Raw genomic sequence first — 16,127 nt, 5'->3', positions numbered from 1 at the left:
AGCGCGGTGTGAGGAGGACGGGGTCCTCCTCCTACTTCCGGGCGGTGATCAGCTCGGTGGCCTGGGGGACGACGGTGTTGAGGTCCCCGACGACGCCGAAGTCGGCGAGCTCGAAGATCGGCGCCTCGGGGTCCTTGTTGACCGCGACGATCGTCTTCGAGGTCTGCATGCCGGCCCGGTGCTGGATCGCCCCGGAGATGCCGACGGCGATGTACAGCTGCGGCGAGACGGTCTTGCCGGTCTGCCCGACCTGGAAGGTGTGCGGGTAGTAGCCGGAGTCGACCGCCGCGCGGGAGGCGCCCACGGCCGCGCCGAGGGAGTCGGCCAGGGCCTCGATGAGGGCGAAGTTCTCCGCCGAGGCGACCCCGCGGCCACCGGAGACCACGATCGAGGCCTCGGTGAGCTCCGGCCGCGAGGACTTCTGCTCCACGACGCGGTCGACCACGCGGGTCACCTTGGCGGCGTCGGAGAGCGTGACCGGCACCTGCTCCTCGGCGGCGGCGGCCGGGGCCGGGCTGGGGGTGACCGAGTTGCCGCGGACGGTGTAGATCGGCGTCCCGACGGTGACCTTCGAGTGCACGATCGTCGCGCCGGCGAAGGCCACCTGGGTGGCGGTGCCGTCGGCGGCGATGTCGGTGACGTCGGTGAGGAACCCGCTGCCGGTCTTGACCGCCAGCCGGGCGGCGACCTCCTTGCCCTCCTGCGAGGAGGGGATGACCACGGCGGCCGGGGCCTTGTCGGCGACCAGGGCCGCGAGCACCTCGGCCTTCGGGGCGACGAGGAACTCCTCGACCTCCGGGGACTCGGCCACGTACACCGTCGCCGCGCCGTACTCGGCCAGCTGCTCGCGCGCGGCGGCCGCCGAGCCGGGGGCGCCGACGACGACCGCGGACGGCGTCCCGAGCGCGCGGGCGGCGGTCAGCGCCTCCAGCGTGGTCTTGCGGACGCCGTCGCCGGACGGGTTGAGCTCGACGAGGACCAGGACCTCTGCCATGACTGCTGCGTCTCCTCTGCGATTCGGTCCGGGTCAGACGATCTTCTGGCCGGCGAGGTAGTCGACCAGCTGCTGCGCGCCGTCGCCCTCGTCGGGGACCTTCACGCCCTCGCCCTTGGGCGGGCGGCCGGCGAAGTCGAGCACCTGGCTGGTGGCCGTGGCCAGGCCCACGGTGGCCGGGTCGATGCCCAGGTCGGCCAGCGTCTTCTTCTCCACCGGCTTCTTCTTCGCGGCCATGATCCCCTTGAAGGAGGGGTACCGCGGCTCGTTGATGGTGTCCCAGGTGGACACGATCGCCGGCAGCGGCGCCTCCAGGGCCCAGTAGCCGCCGTCGGTCTGCCGCTCGACCCGCGCCACGCCGTTCTCGACGGTGAGCTTGCGGGCACCGGACAGCTGGGGCAGCCCCAGCCGCTCGGCCAGCAGCGCCGGCATCACCGACAGCTGCCCGTCGGTGGACTCCGCGCCGCACAGCACGATGTCGAACTCCAGCTGCGACAGCGCCGCCGCGAGGATCGCCGACGTCTGAGGCGCGCAGGCGCCGTGGATGGCGTCGTCGACCACGTGCACCGCGCGGTCCGCGCCCATCGACAGCGCCTTGCGGATCGCGTCGGCGGCCGAGTCCGGGCCGACGGTCAGCACGGTCACCTCACCGCCGGAGGCCTCCTTGAGGGTGAGGGCCTCCTCGATGGCGTACTCGTCGATCTCGTTGACCACGTTGTCCGCGCTCCCCCGGGCGACGGTGTTGTCCGCCGGGTCCAGGTTCCGCTCGCTCCCGGAATCGGGGACCTGCTTGACAAGGACGACGATGTTCATCGCCAGACCCACCTCCGCGCTGGGGTCGCCGTGTGCGGGCCTCGCCCGCGTGCTCCGATAGTGGAGGTTACCGCCGGGTAACGGAGCGCCCGGGCCCGGTCCCGGGTGACCCCGGTCACGGGTGCCCCGGCCTCACCCGGCAGGCGCGACCAGGACCGGGCGCTCGGCCGGGGTCACCGTGACCGGGCCGCCCGGCACGAGGTCGCCGCTGCCGGCGCTCACGACGTCCACGGCCACCTCGGCGCCGTCGGGCAGGGCCACCGTCAGCCGCGTGGTCGCGCCGGAGAAGGTGCGCGTGACCACCCGGCCGCGGCCGGCCGGGTCGGCGACGACGGCCAGCGCCTCGGGCCGGACCAGGGCCACGACCGGCCCGGTGGACGGCGCCGACCCGGCCAGCGGCCGGCGGACGCCGAGCAGCTCCACGGCACCGTCGACCAGTCGCGCCGGCAGCCGGTTCATCGTCCCGACGAACTCCGCCACGAACGCCGTCGCCGGCCGCTCGTAGAGCTGGTCGGGTGCGGCGATCTGCTCCAGCCGCCCGGCGCGCAGCACACCGACCCGGTCGGCCACCGACAGCGCCTCGGCCTGGTCGTGGGTGACGAAGACGGTGGTGATGCCGAGCTCCAGCTGGATGCGGCGGATCTCCTCGCGCAGCTGCACGCGCACCTGGGCGTCGAGGGCCGACAGCGGCTCGTCGAGCAGCAGCACCTGCGGGGCGACCGCCAGCGCGCGGGCCAGCGCCACCCGCTGCTGCTGGCCGCCGGAGAGCTGGTGCGGATAGCGACCGGCGCGGTCGGCCAGGCCCACGAGCTCCAGCAGCTCCGCGGCCCGCCGGCGCTGCTCGTCCCGCCCCCGTCGGCGGACCCGCAGCCCGAAGGCGACGTTGTCGGCCACGGTCAGGTTGGGGAACAGGCTGTAGGCCTGGAAGACCATCCCCATGTCGCGCTTGCTGGCCGGCACCCCGGTGACGTCGCGGCCGTCGAGCAGCACCCGGCCGGCGTCCGGGAACTCGAAGCCGGCGATCGCCCGCAGCGCCGTCGTCTTGCCGCAGCCGGAGGGGCCCAGCAGCGCCAGGAACTCGCCCCCGGCCACGTCGAGGTCCAGCCCGTCCAGGGCCAGCACCGACCCGTAGCGGCGGGTCAGCCCCTCGAGGCGGACGGCGACGCCCGGGCGCTCGCGCAGGTCGGCCGGCGCCGCGGCCGCCCGGGCCGCGGGAGTGGTGGTCATGCGGACTCCTCCCCCGCCCGCCGGCGGTCCAGCGCGGAGATCAGCAGCAACAGGGCCCAGGTCATCGCCAGGGAGAGCACCGACACCGCGACCGACAGCTGCGGCCGGTTCCCGGAGATCTCCAGGATCCAGGTGGGGAAGGTCCGGAAGCCGAGGATCTGGGCGATGGTGAACTCGCCGAGCACGAGGGCCACGGTGAGGAACGACGCGTTGAGCACCGACGTCCGCAGCAGGGGCAGCACGACCGAGGCGAGCACCCGCGGCCACGAGGCGCCGAGGCTCCGGGCAGCCTCGGTGAGCGTGCGCAGGTCGGCGCCGCGCAGCCCGGCGTCCAGGGCGCGGTAGACGAACGGCAGCGCCAGGACGACGTAGACGAGGACGAGGATCCACGGCAGCGACGGGCGCTGGAGGGCGAAGAACGCCTCGGCCAGCGGGGTGCCGAAGAAGTAGTCGGGCGCCCAGGCCAGCACGCTGCGCACGCCGACCACCAGCGCGATCGGCGGCAGCACCAGAGGCAGGAGGGTGAGCAGCTCCACCGTCGTCCGCAGCCGGGGCAGGCGCAGCTCCACGAGGACGACGGTCGGCACCATGAGCAGCAGCGCCAGCACCACGGTGAGCACGGCGATCGTCAGCGACCGGCCGAAGGTCTCGGCGAAGCCCTCGGCGCCGGGGATGCCGGTGTAGTGCTCGGCGGTCAGCCCGCCGGTGCCGCGGTCACGGATGGTGAACCAGACCGAGGCCGCGATCGGCACGAGGAAGTAGAGGGCGGCCAGGAGCAGGACGGCCCAGCGCCAGGTCCTGGAGCCGCGCCGGCCGGCCCGCACCGGGGTCTCCGGGGCGACGTTGCCCCCACTCACCTCACCGGTGCTGCCGGCGCCGGCCACCCCGGAGGTCAGGGCCGTCACGTCAGCCACCGCCGGGTGCGGCGCTGGACCCAGGCGTAGAAGGCCATGACCAGCGCGATGAGCACGACCATCCCGAGCGCCAGCGCCTTGCCCAGGTTCTCCGAGCCCACCACGACGTTGCTCGACAGCGCGTCGGCGATCTGCAGCGTGACCAGGGGGACGCTGCTGCCGACCAGCGCCCGGGCGGTGGCGTAGGCGGCGAACGCGGAGGCGAACAGCAGCATGGTCGCGCCGATGACCGGCGGCGCGAGCACCGGCCCCCCGACGTGGCGCCAGTACTGCCAGCCGCTGGCGCCCAGGTTGTCGGCCGCCTCCCGCCACTGCGGGCGCAGCGCCTCCAGGGCCGGCGTGATGGTGAGCACCATCAGCGGCACCAGGAAGTAGAGGTAGACCAGCGCCAGGCCGGTCATCGAGTAGAGCGAGAAGCCGCTCCAGCCGAGCGTGTCGGTGAGCAGCGCGGTGACCACGCCCGCGTTGCCGATGGTGGCGATGAAGGCGAAGGCCAGCGGCACCCCGCCGAAGTTGGCCAGCACCCCCGACGCGGTGAGCACCAGCCGACGCAGCAGCCGGCCGCGGCGGGCGCGCAGCACCGCGACCGCGAGGACGAGCCCGATGGCGGCGCCCAGCAGCGCGGTGATCGCCGACAGCTGCAGGCTGCCCACGTAGGCCCGCCGGTAGGCGCCCCCGGTGATCGCCGAGATGCTCGCGGTCGACCAGCTCTCCTCGAAGGTCACCGGGTCGGTGGCGCGGAAGGCCTCGACCGCGACCACGCCGATCGGCAGCAGCAGGAAGACCGCGACGTAGAGGAAGAAGGGCACGACGCCGAGCGCGGCGAGCAGCCCGGCCCGCCGGCGTCCGCGGGCCCGGCCCGGGCCGGCGACCTCCCGGTCGCCGGCCCGGACCGCGGGCGTCGTGCTGGTCGAGGTGCTCAGCCGGACATCTCCGTGTTCCAGCGCTCGGCGACCACGTCGCGGGCGGCGGTCTCCTGCTCCGCGGTCGGGAACTCCGCGGTGCCCTCCACCGGGGGCAGGGCCGCCAGCGCCTCGGCGTCGGCGGTCCCGGCGTCCTCCATCGCGGCCAGCCGCACCGGGCGCGCCCCGCCGCGCAGCCAGATGTTCTGGCCCTCGTCGCTGTAGAGGAACTCCTGCCACAGCCGGGCCGCCGCCGGGTGCGGGGCGAAGGCGTTGATCCCCTGGTTGTAGTAGCCGCCGAACAGCCCGTCGCTGGGGACGGCGACCTGCCACTGCGCGCCCTGGTCGGCGAGGTCGTCGGTGAGGCCGGCGTTGTTGTAGTCCCAGTCGATGGAGATCGGCGTCTCCCCGCTGAGGATCGTCGCCGGCGTGATCTCGACCGGGTTGAAGTTGCCGACGTCCTTGACCTGGCGGAAGAAGTCGACGCCCGGGCCGATGTCGTCCAGGCTGCCGCCGTTGGCCAGCGAGGCCGCCCACACACCCGAGAAGGCCGCGGTCGCCTGGGTGGGGTTGCCGTTGAGGGCGACCAGGCCGGCGTACTGCGGGTCGAGGAGCTCGGCGAAGGTCGTCGGGCACACGGCGACGGTCGCCGCGTTGCAGCCGATCGAGACGTAGCCGCCGTAGTCGTTGACCCAGTGGCCCTCCGGGTCCTTCTGGCCCTCGGGGATCTCGTCCCAGGTCTGCACCTGGTAGGGGGCCAGCAGGTCCTGCGCCTGCGCCTGGTGGTGGAACGGCGTGCCGAGGTCGAGGACGTCGGGCGCGCGGTCCTGCCCGCGCTGGCTGGTGACGGCGTTCAGCTCGTCCTGGCTGGACCCGTCGGGCAGGGTGCTGACCACCTCGATGCCGTACTTCTCGCCGAAGGTCTCGATCATCTCGCCGTAGTTGGCCCAGTCCGGCGGCAGCGCGATGACGTTGAGCGTGCCCTCCGCCTGGGCGGCCTCGACCAGCGCGTCGAGGTCGCCGAAGTCCTCCAGCGACGTGGCGGAGGCGGCCTCGCTGGTGCCCCCTCCCCCGCCCGACCCGCCGTCGTCCCCGCCCCCGCAGGCGGCCAGGACCAGCGCCGCGGCCGAGAGGGCCGCCGTCGTCCGCAGGGTGGGGCGTCCGCCCCGGGTGTGCAGCTGCACGGTTCTCCTCGTGGTGGTGGACCCGCGCCGGGCGGGCTGTCGGGATGGTGACAGAGGGCGGCCACCGTGGGGGGTCGGCGGCCTCGCCGGGAGATGGCCGTCGGGTGGACGACCGGCGACGCCGGTCAGCGACCGGTGAAGGTGGCCTTGCCCGGGCCGCTCTCCAGGAACGACGTCATGCCGGTCCGCTGGTCCTCGGTGTCGAACAGCTCGGCGAACAACCGGCTCTCCAGCACCAGCCCCTCGGCGAGGGTCAGGTCGAGCCCCTCGTCGATGGCGCGCTTGGCGGCGGCCAGGGCCAGCGGCGGGCCGGCGGCGAACTTGCGCGCCATGGCGACCGCCGTCGACTCGACCTCGACGTCGGGCACGACCGCGTCGGCCAGCCCGATCTCGAGCGCCTCCTCGGCGCCGACGTGGCGGCCGGTGAACACGAGGTCCTTGGCGCGGGCGGGGCCGATCAGGCGGGCCAGCCGCTGCGTGCCCCCGGCGCCGGGGATGACCCCCAGCAGGATCTCCGGCTGGCCGACCTTGGCGCCGGCGCCCATGACCCGGAAGTCGGCGCAGAGCGCCAGCTCGTACCCGCCGCCGAGCGCGTAGCCGGTGATCGCGGCGATGACCGGCTTGGGGATCTGCTGCACCGCGGTGAAGGAGGTGGTCAGCTCCCGGCCCCAGGCCACCATGCTGCGCCCGTCGAGCTGGGACATGGCCTTGATGTCGGCCCCCGCGGCGAACACCCGCTCCCCGCCGTAGAGCACCACCGCCCGGACGTCGTCCCGCTCGCCGGCCTCGAGGGCCGCGGCCCGGACCTCCAGGTGCAGCTGCTCGTCGATGGCGTTCATCTTCGGCCGGTCGAGGCGGATCGTCCCCACCCCGTCGGCCACCTGCAGGGTCACGAACTCGGGGGCTGCCATGCGGGGGCCTCCAGCGGGGTGGACGACGTCGTCGCCGCACCCTAGTCAGGGACCCCGACCCGGCGGCGGCCCGGGCGGGGATCCGCGCCGGTCACGCCGGACCGGGCGGGAGGTGCTGTAGCCGGAGGGCCTCGGGGACAGCGGCGTCGGGACGCACGACGACCCGCGGCTCCCCGCGGGCGGCGGCCAGCGCCTCGACCAGGTCTCCGCAGCGCCGCGGCGAGGGCACGGTGAAGCCGCGCCCGGTCACCACCCAGATGCCCGCCCCCTCGGCACGCTCGAGGACGTCGGCCGCCACCTCGGCCGACGGGCGGCCCGTCACCCGGGCGACGTAGTCGGTCCAGTCCACCCGGTCGGCCGGGCGCAGGTCGGGGTACACGACGAGGTCGAGCCCCTGGGCGGGCGGCACCAGCCGGTGGACGGCGGGGCCGAGCTGGTCCGGGCAGAAGACGACGACGTCCCCGGGCGGCGCCGACCGCAGGGCCCGGGCCACCTCACCGGCCTGCGTCCGCGGGTCGCCCACGACCGGCAGCGCCGCGCCGAGCCCGAGGGCGGCCGCCAGCGCGAGCCCGACGATCCGCGTGCGCGGGGTCGGCAGGGCGGCGAGCCCCAGTCCGGCCAGGGCGAGGAACGGCAGCAGCGCCACGCTGGTGTAGCGGCCCGAGACCGCGCTGCCGGTGAGCCGGCTGACCAGCCCCGCGAGGACCAGGGTGCCGGCGGAGAGGGCGAGCAGCTGCCCGCGCGAGGGCCGCGGCCGGAACGAGACGAGCAGGACGGCCGCGCCGGCCCGGCGGGCGGCCGGGACGACGACCACGCCCAGGGCCGCCAGGAGCAGCAGGAGGGCCCCGAGCCCGCGCGCGACGAGCCCGCCGCCGCCCTGCCAGGCGTCGAGCGCGACCGGCAGCGCGACCAGGCCCCCCACCTGGGCCCAGGGCGTTCCGGTGGAGGCGAGCTGGACCAGCAGCGACGGCAGCCACGGGAGGAAGACCAGCAGGCCGATCCCCAGCCCGACCAGGACGCGCAGCGCCGTCCGCCGCCGCGCGGGCAGCCCGGCCAGGGCGAGCAGGCCCACCACGGCGACCAGGTGGAAGGCCCACACGTGGGTGAGCAGCAGCGCCCCGGTGACCGCCCCGAGGCCGAGGACCGGCCACGGCCCGGACCGGCGCACCACCGCGCGCAGCGCCATCGCGCCCAGCACGGTGAGCAGGACCAGCAGCGCGTACATCCGTGTCTCGGCGGCGTACCGGATCGCGAAGGGCGACGTCGCGAGCAGCACCACCACCGCGACCGCGGCGCGGCGGCCGGCCAGCTGGCGGGTTCCCCGCCAGGCCAGCGGCAGGGTCGCCAGGGCGAGCAGGCCCGAGAGGCTGCGCACCGCTGCCGAGCCGGTCCCCACCAGACCCGTCCACGCCGAGAGCAGCAGGTAGTACAGCGGCGGTGAGCCGTCCTGCCGGAGCGCCTCGAACAGGTCCGGCAGCGGCAGCCGGGCGATCGCCACGCTCTGGGCCTCGTCCAGCCACAGGTCCGGCGGCGCGAGGAAGCGCGCGACCCCGCCGGCGAGCACGGCGGCGGTCAGGATCCCGGCGACGAGGACGCCGCCGGCCGACCGCTCGCCGAGCCGGGGGCCGATCCCCGGACGGTGCCGCCCCCCCCCCGCCGGGGGGGGGACGGGGGGCCCCCCGCGGGGGGCCATGGGGGGCGCGCGGCCCCCGCCGGGGCAGGACCGGGGCGGTCCGCCCCGTCCCCCCGGCGGTGCTGGACGTCGCGGTGCCGGCCGGGGAGGCGGCGGCCCCCTCGTGGTAGTCCTCCTCCACGTTGACCGCCCAGACGTCGTGGCCGGTCCCCTCGGCGATGTTCTCCACCGTGAGCATGGCCGTCACCATGGAGTGGTCCTGGTTGTTGTACTTGTGCATCCCGTTGCGGCCGACCGGGTGCACGTTGGGCACCGCCCCGGCCAGCCAGGCCCGGATGACCTCGACCCGCTCGTCGTAGCCGGCGTCGTACACGGGGTAGGCCTTCGGCATGCGGACGACGAAGCCCCGCTCGACCCGGTCCGCGGAGACCAGCCCCAGCGTCTCGAGCTCGGCCGTGGCGAGCGTCACGAGGGCGTCGTCGTCGGCGGCCCAGGTGTCGTCGCCCTCGTCGACGAAGTACTCCAGCCCGAGGCAGGTGCGGCCGTCCTTGACCAGGTGGGGCGACCAGCTGCCGAAGTTCTGGATCCGGCCGACGCGGACCTGCGGGGAGTGGACGTAGATCCAGTTGTCGGGGAAGCCGGCGTCCTCGGGCACCACCACCGCCACGGTGAGGAAGTCCCGGTGGGTCAGCCCGGCGGCCGCCTCGAGGACCCGCGGGGGCGCCGGCGGGTCCATCGCCAGCACCAGGTCGGGCAGCGGCATCGAGGAGACGACGTGGTCGGCCGGGATCCGCCGCACCTGCCCCGCCGGGATCCCGGTCTCGGCGCGCACGCTCACCGCGACCGCGCCGCGGTCCTCGCGGTGGACGGCGACGCAGGACGTGCGCAGGTGCACGGTCGCGCCGGCGTCGAGGACCCGCTCGAGGGTGCGCTCCCACATCAGGCCGGGGCCGGTGCACGGGTACTGGAAGCGGTCGATGAGCGTGGTGATCTGCGGGCGGCCGGCCCGGGGGCGCAGGGCGTGCAGGACGGCGCGGCCGAGGTCGAGGTCCTTGATCCGCTGCGCCGCCCAGTCCGACTGGATCTCGGTGGCCGGGATGCCCCAGACCTTCTCGGTGTAGGTCTTGAAGAAGATGCCGTAGAGGCGGCGGCCGAACCGCGCCGAGACCCACCCCTCGAAGTGGCTCTGGTCCCGCGGCGGACGCAGGCGGGCCGCTGCGTAGGAGGCCAGGCAGCGGAGGGCCTCGACCGGGCCCAGGCCGCGCAGGGCGTTCACCGGGCGCAGCGGGTAGTCGAAGAGCCGGCCGCCGTAGTGGATGCGGGACAGCCGCGGCCGGGACAGGAACTCGTCGTCGTCGAGCATCTGGTGCCACCAGCGCTCGACCGCCGGGACCTTGGTGAAGAACCGGTGGCCGCCGATGTCGAACCGCCACCCGTCCCGCTCGACGGTCCGGCTGATGCCGCCGACGACCGAGTCGGCCTCGAGCACCGTGACCGGCAGCCCCCGGTCGGTCAGCTCGTAGGCCGCGGTGAGACCGGCCGGCCCGGCGCCGATGACGACGGTGTGCGGCGGAGGTGCGGGCAAGGGTCCTCCCAGCTCTCCGGCGCGCCGGCGCCGGTCCTGCGGCGGGGTCCGTCGTCTTCAGGCCCCGCCCGCCCGGCTACCCCGGCGGCCGCGCCCCGGAACCTCCCGCCCCCGCCGGGTCGGCCCGCCAGACCTCGGCCAGCCCGGTCGGGGTCGAGCGGGCCACCCGCGTGTAGTGGGCCCCGAGCTCGGCCAGCAGGGCCCGGGTGGGTCCCGAGCGCCGCACCCGCTCGCTCGCCCGGTCCAGCCCGACCAGGACGACGACGTCCAGGTCGCCCCGGACGGCGTCGAGCCGCACGACCGGCGGCACGCGCTCCAGGCCGGTGAGGTCCGGGGCCAGCCGGCGACGGAGGGAGGGCTCGCGGAACTCCACCTGGAAGTAGGCCTGGACCGCCTCGTAGTGGCCGACGTCGACGCTCCCGGCGCGGACCGCCATCCGGCTGGACTCGTGCCGCAGCGGATCGGGGATGCCGTGCTGCGGGGCGGCCGCCGAGCGGCTGAACCGGAGGACGACCGAGGTGGAGCCGGGCGGGATCGCACCGGTCACCGAGAGGACCTCGGCGACCTCGTCGGCGGCCGCTGCCTGCGCCGGCAGCCGCACCAGCGCCGCGGCCGACGCCGCGGTCACCAGGACCACGACCAGGACCGCCGTGGTCCGGGGGCCGGGCGGGGGGCGGCCGGCGACCCAGAGCGCCAGGAGCAGCGGCGGGAACCACGCCAGCCGGTCGACCAGGAAGCCGAAGTCGGCGCCGAGGCGCTGCGGGGTCAGCAGGTAGGCCAGCAGGACGCCGCCGAGGAGCAGCGCCAGCGCGACCCCGTCCGCGCTCGCACCCGGCGCCCGCCGCCGCGCCCCGCCGAGGGCCAGGACGGCGAGCGCGACCACGGTGACCGCCACCGGGACCGACTCCGGACCCCAGCCGGTGGCGAACGGCCGCTGCCCGCTGAGCAGGGCCAGGACCCGGTCCGACGTGGGCGCGCTGAGCGCGGCGCTCGAGGGGCCCTCCCCCGTGGCGAGGTAGGCCGCGGTCAGCACCCCGCTCGGGACGACGGCGAGCAGCACCGGCACGACGTCGCGGCGCAGCGCCGCCGGCAGCGGTGTCCCCTCGCGGAGGGCCGCCGCCCCGCGCACCAGCCCGAGCCCCAGCACGCTCCCGGCGGCCAGCACCCACGGCAGCAGGTGGGCGGTCCAGGTCAGCAGGAGCAGCGCCGTCAGGCCCGCGACCGCACCCGCGCGCCAGCCCTCCCGCCGCCGGAGGGCGACGCCCAGGACCAGCAGCGCGCCGACGACCCCGAGGACGAAGTTGTAGAACCCGTAGGCCACCAGGTAGCTGCCGGCCAGGGGCAGCGCCACGACGCCCAGCCACCCGGCCCGGGGCGACACGCCGCGGGCGGCGTAGGCGAGGGCCGCCACGAGCCCGATGACGGCGGCCGCGACGAGCAGCCGCTCGGCACCGTCGGGACCCAGCAGGGGCGTGAGGGCGGCGAGCAGGAGGGTGGCCAGCATGTTCGGCACCGGCGTGAGGTCCACCCGGTAGTGCTCGCGCAGGACCTCGCCCACGGCCCCGCCGTCCCCGGCGTGCAGCAGCACCCAGGCCCCGGCGACGTGCGCCGGCCCGTCCTGGGTGAGCACCGTCGGGAAGGCGACCAGCGGGACCAGCTGCACCGCCACGCCCAGCACCAGGACGATCGGCAGCGCGGCGGCCCACCGGCGGCCGGTCGCGGGCACGGTCGTCCCGGCCGGCCGGGGAGGACCTGGGGGCACCGGCTCCGGCTCAGGCGGCCCGGCGGGCGGTCCAGCGGCCGTCGGCCCGCTGGACCTGGAGGGCCAGGCCGAAGGTGTCCGAGAGCGACTCCTGGGTGAGCACCTGCTCCAGCGGGCCGGCCGCGACGACCCGGCCCCCGCGCAGCAGCAGCGCGTGGGTGTAGCCGGGCGGGATCTCCTCCACGTGGTGGGTGACCAGCACCTGCGCCGGGGCGTAGAGGTAGCGGGCGAGGTCGGACAGCCGGCCCACGAGGTCCTCGCGCCCGCCGAGGTCCAGGCCGGCGCCCGGCTCGTCGAGCAGCAGCAGCTCGGGGTCGGGCATGAGCGCGCGGGCGATCTGCACCCGCTTGCGCTCGCCCTCGCTGAGCGTGCCGAACGGGCGGTGCGCCAGCGGCGAGACCCCCCACTGCTGCATCAGCATCGCCGCGCGGGTGAGGTCGTGGACGTCGTAGCGCTCCCGCCACCGGCCGAGGACGGCGTACCCGGCCGACAGCACGATGTCCCCGGTGCGCTCACCGGGCTGGATGCGCTGGGCCAGGGCGGCGCTGGTCAGCCCGATCCGCGGCCGCAGCTCGAAGACGTCGACCGCGCCGAGGGTCTCCCCCAGCAGCTGCACCGTGCCCCGCGTCGGGTGCAGGTGCGCGGCGGCCAGCTGCAGCAGCGTGGTCTTGCCGGCGCCGTTCGGGCCGAGGACGACCCAGCGCTGGTCGGCCTGGACGACCCAGTCGACGCCGCGCAGCAGGAACGTCTCCCCGCGGACGACATCCACACCGTGCATCTCGACGACCGGCTGGTTCGACACCCCCCCATCCAACCAACACCCGCCGCCGGGCCCCGTCCTGCCACCCGAGCGGGCCGCCTGTTGGCAGGATCACACCGTGCGCAACAGCCCGGACGACGTCGAGGTCTGGCCCGGTTCCCCCACGCCCCTGGGCGCCCACTGGGACGGCACGGGCACCAACTTCGCCCTGTGGTCGGCCGGCGCCTCGGGCGTCGACCTCTGCCTGTTCGACCCCGACGGCACCGAGCACCGCCACCGGCTGCAGGAGACCACCCACCAGGTGTGGCACGGCCGGCTGCCCGGCGTCGCCCCCGGCCAGCACTACGGCTACCGGGTGCACGGGGGCTACGAACCCGCCGCCGGGGCCCGCTACAACCCGGCCAAGCTGCTGCTCGACCCCTACGCGCGGGCCGTCGACGGCGACCTGAGCCTGCACCCGGCGCTGTTCGGGTTCCCGGAGGGGGCGGCCGACGGCGCGAACCCCGACCCGCGGGACTCCGCGCCGTACGTGCCTCGCGGCGTGGTCATCCACGACTCCTTCCCCTGGGACGGCGACCGCCGGCCGGGGACCCCGTGGGCGGACACCGTCATCTACGAGGTGCACGTCAAGGGCGCCACGATGACCCACCCCGACGTCCCGCCCGCCCTGCGCGGCACCTACGCGGGCCTGGCGCACCCGTCGTTCCTCGAGCACCTGCGGTCGCTGGGGGTCACCGCGGTCGAGCTGCTCCCGGTGCACCACTTCGTCAGCGAGCCGCACCTGCTCCGCCGCGGCCTGACCAACTACTGGGGCTACAACACCCTCGGCTACTTCGCCCCACACGCGGCCTACAGCTCGGCCGGCTCCGGAGGCCGACAGGTCACCGAGTTCAAGGCCATGGTCAAGGCGCTGCACGCGGCGGGCATCGAGGTGGTCCTCGACGTGGTCTACAACCACACCGCCGAGGGCGACCACACCGGCCCGACGCTGTCGTTCAAGGGCATCGACAACGGCGGCTACTACCGGCTGCGCGGCGGGGACCCCTCCCGCTACACCGACTACACCGGGTGCGGGAACACCCTCGACGTCCGCCGTCCGGCGGTGCTGGCGCTGCTCATGGACTCGCTGCGGTACTGGGTCACCGAGATGCACGTCGACGGGTTCCGGTTCGACCTCGCCTCGGCCCTGGCCCGCTCCATGCACGACGTCGACCGGCTGTCGGCCTTCTTCGACGTCGTCCACCAGGACCCGGTGGTCAGCCAGGTGAAGCTGATCGCCGAGCCGTGGGACGTCGGCGAGGGCGGCTACCAGGTGGGCAACTTCCCGCCGCTGTGGACCGAGTGGAACGGCAAGTACCGCGACACCGTCCGCGACGTCTGGTCCGGCGCCCACGTCGGGGTGCGCGACCTCGCCTACCGGCTGACCGGCTCCTCGGACCTCTACCGCTCCGACGGGCGGCGGCCGTTCGCCAGCATCAACTTCGTCACCGCCCACGACGGCTTCCCCCTCGCCGACCTGGTCACCTACGAGCGCAAGCGCAACGAGGCCAACGGGGAGGACAACCGGGACGGCGAGAGCCACAACCGGAACTGGAACGGCGGCGTGGAGGGGCCCACCGACGACCCGGACGTGCGGGCGCTGCGGGCCCGGCAGGTGCGCAACCACCTGGCCACGCTGCTGCTGTCGACCGGTGTGCCGATGATGACCGCCGGCGACGAGCTCGGCCGCACCCAGCAGGGCAACAACAACGCCTACTGCCAGGACAACGAGATCTCCTGGCTGGACTGGAAGTCCGTCGACGAGGACCTGTCCGCCTTCGTCACCCGGCTGGTCCGGCTGCGCCGCAACTCGCCGGTGCTGCGGCAGGAGGCGTTCTTCGAGGGCCATGAGATCCCCGGCACCGGTGGCACCCGCGACCTGGCCTGGTTCCACCCGGAGGGGCGCCAGCTCTCGACCGGGGACTGGTTCGACGCCGGCCTGCAGACGGTCGGGATGTACCTCGACGGCCGCGGCATCCGGCACCGCGACCAGCGCGGGCGGCCGGTCGTCGACGACTCCTACCTCGTGCAGCTGCACGCCGGGCCGGCGCCGGTGACCGTGCACCTGCCGGGGCCGCCCTGGTCGGACGGCTACGAGTTCGTCCTCTCCACCGAGTACCCGACCGGTGTGCCGCCCCGCCCCGCGGTGGTCGCCCCCGGGCCGCTGGAGATGCCGCCCCGCACCGTCTGGCTGCTCCGCGTCCACCGCCGCCCCTGATGTCGTGACCGGTGGCGGGCCCGGAGGGTCCCCGCCGGGCGCGACGGGCCCAACTCCGCGAAGCGGGTCCCGCGGCGCGGGGGGCCGGAGGCTCCCCCGCCGCGGGACGGGTCGGGCTCAGCGCAGATCGGGGACGGCGCCTGGCCGCGGTGTCGGCCGGTAGGCCGACGATGCACTCAGTCGGGCTGCTGCTCGAAGGTGATGACGGTCCAGCCGAGCAGCAGCCGGTCGCCGTCGGAGAGCGGGTGGGCGACGCCCGGCTCGAGCTGCGTCCACTCGGTGGCCTCGGGGCCGGCGACGTGGGTGCCGTTGAGCGAGCCGAGGTCGACCAGCGACACCTCGCGCCCGCTGCGCTGGATCGCGGCGTGGGCCGAGGACAGCACGTTCTGGGTGTCGGCTATCGGCACCGGCCGCGCGGTGCCGGCGGTCACCAGCTCGTGGTTGTCGGGGCGCCGGCCCAGGACGAGGTCCTCGTCGACGGTGACGACCAGGCCGTCGTCGAAGCGCAGGATCGGCGCGGCCGGCGGCTCGGGCTTCCAGAAGGCGGTCGCCTCACCGCTCTCGGGCTCCTGCGCGGCCGGGGCGGCGGTGGCGCCGTAGCCGGAGGAGCCGCCGAAGCCGGCGTCGGACGCCGCGGTGAACGACGCCGGGGCGGCCGCGGTCTGCGGGTGGGCGGCGGAGGAGACGTGGGCGGCGGCCGCGAGCTGCAGCATCGCCCCGGAGCCGGGGACGGTGCCCTCGACCAGGTCGTAGGCGACCCCTGGCGGCATGGAGGGCACGGGCTGGCCCGGGCCGACGTACAGGGTCTGACCCAGCTGGAAGCCGCTGGCGACGGTGCACCCGTCGACGGAGGAGCCGGACACCGGGACGCCGTCCACCGCGGGCTGGCCCTTGCCGGCCCACAGGGCGACGCCGGTGCCCGAGCCGCCCGCGCTGTCGACGAGCACCAGGGCGAAGGACGCCGAGCCGCCACCGAGGGCCGCGACCTGACCGGCGACCGCGCCGAGCACGCGCTCGGCGCCGGGGCCGGCGACCCCGAGGCAGGCGTGCAGCGCGGCGACGAGCGCCGGGGACCCCGGCGCGTCGACCCAGAGCAGGCCGCCTCCCCGTCGGGCGACGACGGAGTCTCCGGGCAGTACTTCACAGCGGTCGGGCATGGCGTCCAGCCTAATGTTGTCAAGCGGG

Annotated in this window: 12 protein-coding genes and 1 pseudogene; 1 reads left to right on the top strand and 12 read right to left on the bottom strand. The window is 75.5% G+C overall.

The window, feature by feature from the left end; all coding sequences use genetic code 11:
* Positions 1-31: 31 nt before the first annotated feature.
* The 11 genes and pseudogenes from PGN05_RS05235 to PGN05_RS05185 all read right to left on the bottom strand — a co-directional run bounded on the left by PGN05_RS05235 (position 32) and on the right by PGN05_RS05185 (position 12,727).
* The gene (locus PGN05_RS05235; protein WP_419751470.1) at positions 32-994 is read right to left on the bottom strand and encodes an electron transfer flavoprotein subunit alpha/FixB family protein; all 963 of its coding nucleotides are present in this window, start codon (positions 992-994) and stop codon (positions 32-34) included.
* A gap of 33 nt (positions 995-1,027) precedes the next feature.
* Positions 1,028-1,807 (bottom strand): electron transfer flavoprotein subunit beta/FixA family protein, encoded by a 780-nt coding sequence (locus PGN05_RS05230; RefSeq protein WP_419751469.1) that lies wholly within the window; start codon positions 1,805-1,807, stop codon positions 1,028-1,030.
* Between the two features lie 132 nt (positions 1,808-1,939).
* Complete coding sequence (locus PGN05_RS05225; protein ID WP_419751468.1) at positions 1,940-3,034, bottom strand: ABC transporter ATP-binding protein; 1,095 nt, start codon at positions 3,032-3,034, stop codon at positions 1,940-1,942.
* Positions 3,031-3,939, bottom strand: a complete 909-nt coding sequence (locus tag PGN05_RS05220; protein ID WP_419751467.1) for an ABC transporter permease — start codon at positions 3,937-3,939, stop codon at positions 3,031-3,033. The genes PGN05_RS05225 and PGN05_RS05220 overlap by 4 nt, the downstream gene beginning before the upstream one ends.
* Positions 3,936-4,757, bottom strand: a complete 822-nt coding sequence (locus PGN05_RS05215; protein ID WP_419751466.1) for an ABC transporter permease — start codon at positions 4,755-4,757, stop codon at positions 3,936-3,938. Before PGN05_RS05215 ends, PGN05_RS05220 begins: the two co-directional genes overlap by 4 nt.
* Before the next feature lie 110 nt (positions 4,758-4,867).
* A complete protein-coding gene (locus PGN05_RS05210; protein ID WP_419751465.1) occupies positions 4,868-6,034 on the bottom strand; it encodes an ABC transporter substrate-binding protein in 1,167 nt (388 codons plus the stop codon).
* A gap of 125 nt (positions 6,035-6,159) precedes the next feature.
* Positions 6,160-6,945, bottom strand: a complete 786-nt coding sequence (locus PGN05_RS05205) for an enoyl-CoA hydratase/isomerase family protein (protein ID WP_419751464.1) — start codon at positions 6,943-6,945, stop codon at positions 6,160-6,162.
* Between the two features lie 91 nt (positions 6,946-7,036).
* Positions 7,037-8,509 carry a glycosyltransferase family 39 protein gene (locus PGN05_RS05200; protein ID WP_419751463.1) on the bottom strand — a complete coding sequence of 491 codons (1,473 nt, stop codon included), beginning with the start codon at positions 8,507-8,509 and terminating at the stop codon, positions 7,037-7,039.
* A gap of 205 nt (positions 8,510-8,714) precedes the next feature.
* Positions 8,715-10,163: pseudogene (locus PGN05_RS05195) on the bottom strand (NAD(P)/FAD-dependent oxidoreductase); the annotation flags it as partial.
* Between the two features lie 76 nt (positions 10,164-10,239).
* Entirely contained in the window at positions 10,240-11,889 is a 1,650-nt protein-coding gene (locus PGN05_RS05190; protein ID WP_419751462.1) for a hypothetical protein, read from the bottom strand.
* 46 nt (positions 11,890-11,935) lie between these two features.
* Positions 11,936-12,727, bottom strand: coding sequence for an ABC transporter ATP-binding protein (locus tag PGN05_RS05185; protein ID WP_419751461.1), 792 nt, complete (start codon positions 12,725-12,727; stop codon positions 11,936-11,938).
* Positions 12,728-12,803: 76 nt separating this feature from the next.
* On the opposite strand from PGN05_RS05185, the gene glgX reads away from it, so the two are divergent.
* On the top strand, positions 12,804-14,942 hold the full coding sequence (gene glgX / locus PGN05_RS05180; protein WP_419751460.1) for a glycogen debranching protein GlgX: 2,139 nt from the start codon (positions 12,804-12,806) through the stop codon (positions 14,940-14,942).
* 176 nt (positions 14,943-15,118) lie between these two features.
* On the opposite strand, the gene PGN05_RS05175 is transcribed toward glgX, so the two are convergent.
* Positions 15,119-16,099 (bottom strand): FHA domain-containing protein, encoded by a 981-nt coding sequence (locus tag PGN05_RS05175; protein ID WP_419751459.1) that lies wholly within the window; start codon positions 16,097-16,099, stop codon positions 15,119-15,121.
* Positions 16,100-16,127: the final 28 nt, after the last annotated feature.

The organism is Geodermatophilus sp. CPCC 206100 (assembly GCF_048569675.1).
Taxonomy (GTDB): Bacteria; Actinomycetota; Actinomycetes; order Mycobacteriales; family Geodermatophilaceae; genus Geodermatophilus.
The sequence above is the reverse complement of the archived record's forward strand: the minus strand, read 5'-3'. Positions and strand labels throughout refer to the sequence as shown.

What these genes read in the sequence shown, in the direction of transcription:
- PGN05_RS05205 (WP_419751464.1), bottom strand. Translation starts at nt 6,945, where the DNA reads ATGGCAGCCCCCGAGTTCGTGACCCTGCAGGTGGCCGACGGGGTGGGG.
- PGN05_RS05175 (WP_419751459.1), bottom strand. Translation starts at nt 16,099, where the DNA reads ATGCCCGACCGCTGTGAAGTACTGCCCGGAGACTCCGTCGTCGCCCGA.
- PGN05_RS05230 (WP_419751469.1), bottom strand. Translation starts at nt 1,807, where the DNA reads ATGAACATCGTCGTCCTTGTCAAGCAGGTCCCCGATTCCGGGAGCGAG.
- PGN05_RS05235 (WP_419751470.1), bottom strand. Translation starts at nt 994, where the DNA reads ATGGCAGAGGTCCTGGTCCTCGTCGAGCTCAACCCGTCCGGCGACGGC.
- PGN05_RS05225 (WP_419751468.1), bottom strand. Translation starts at nt 3,034, where the DNA reads ATGACCACCACTCCCGCGGCCCGGGCGGCCGCGGCGCCGGCCGACCTG.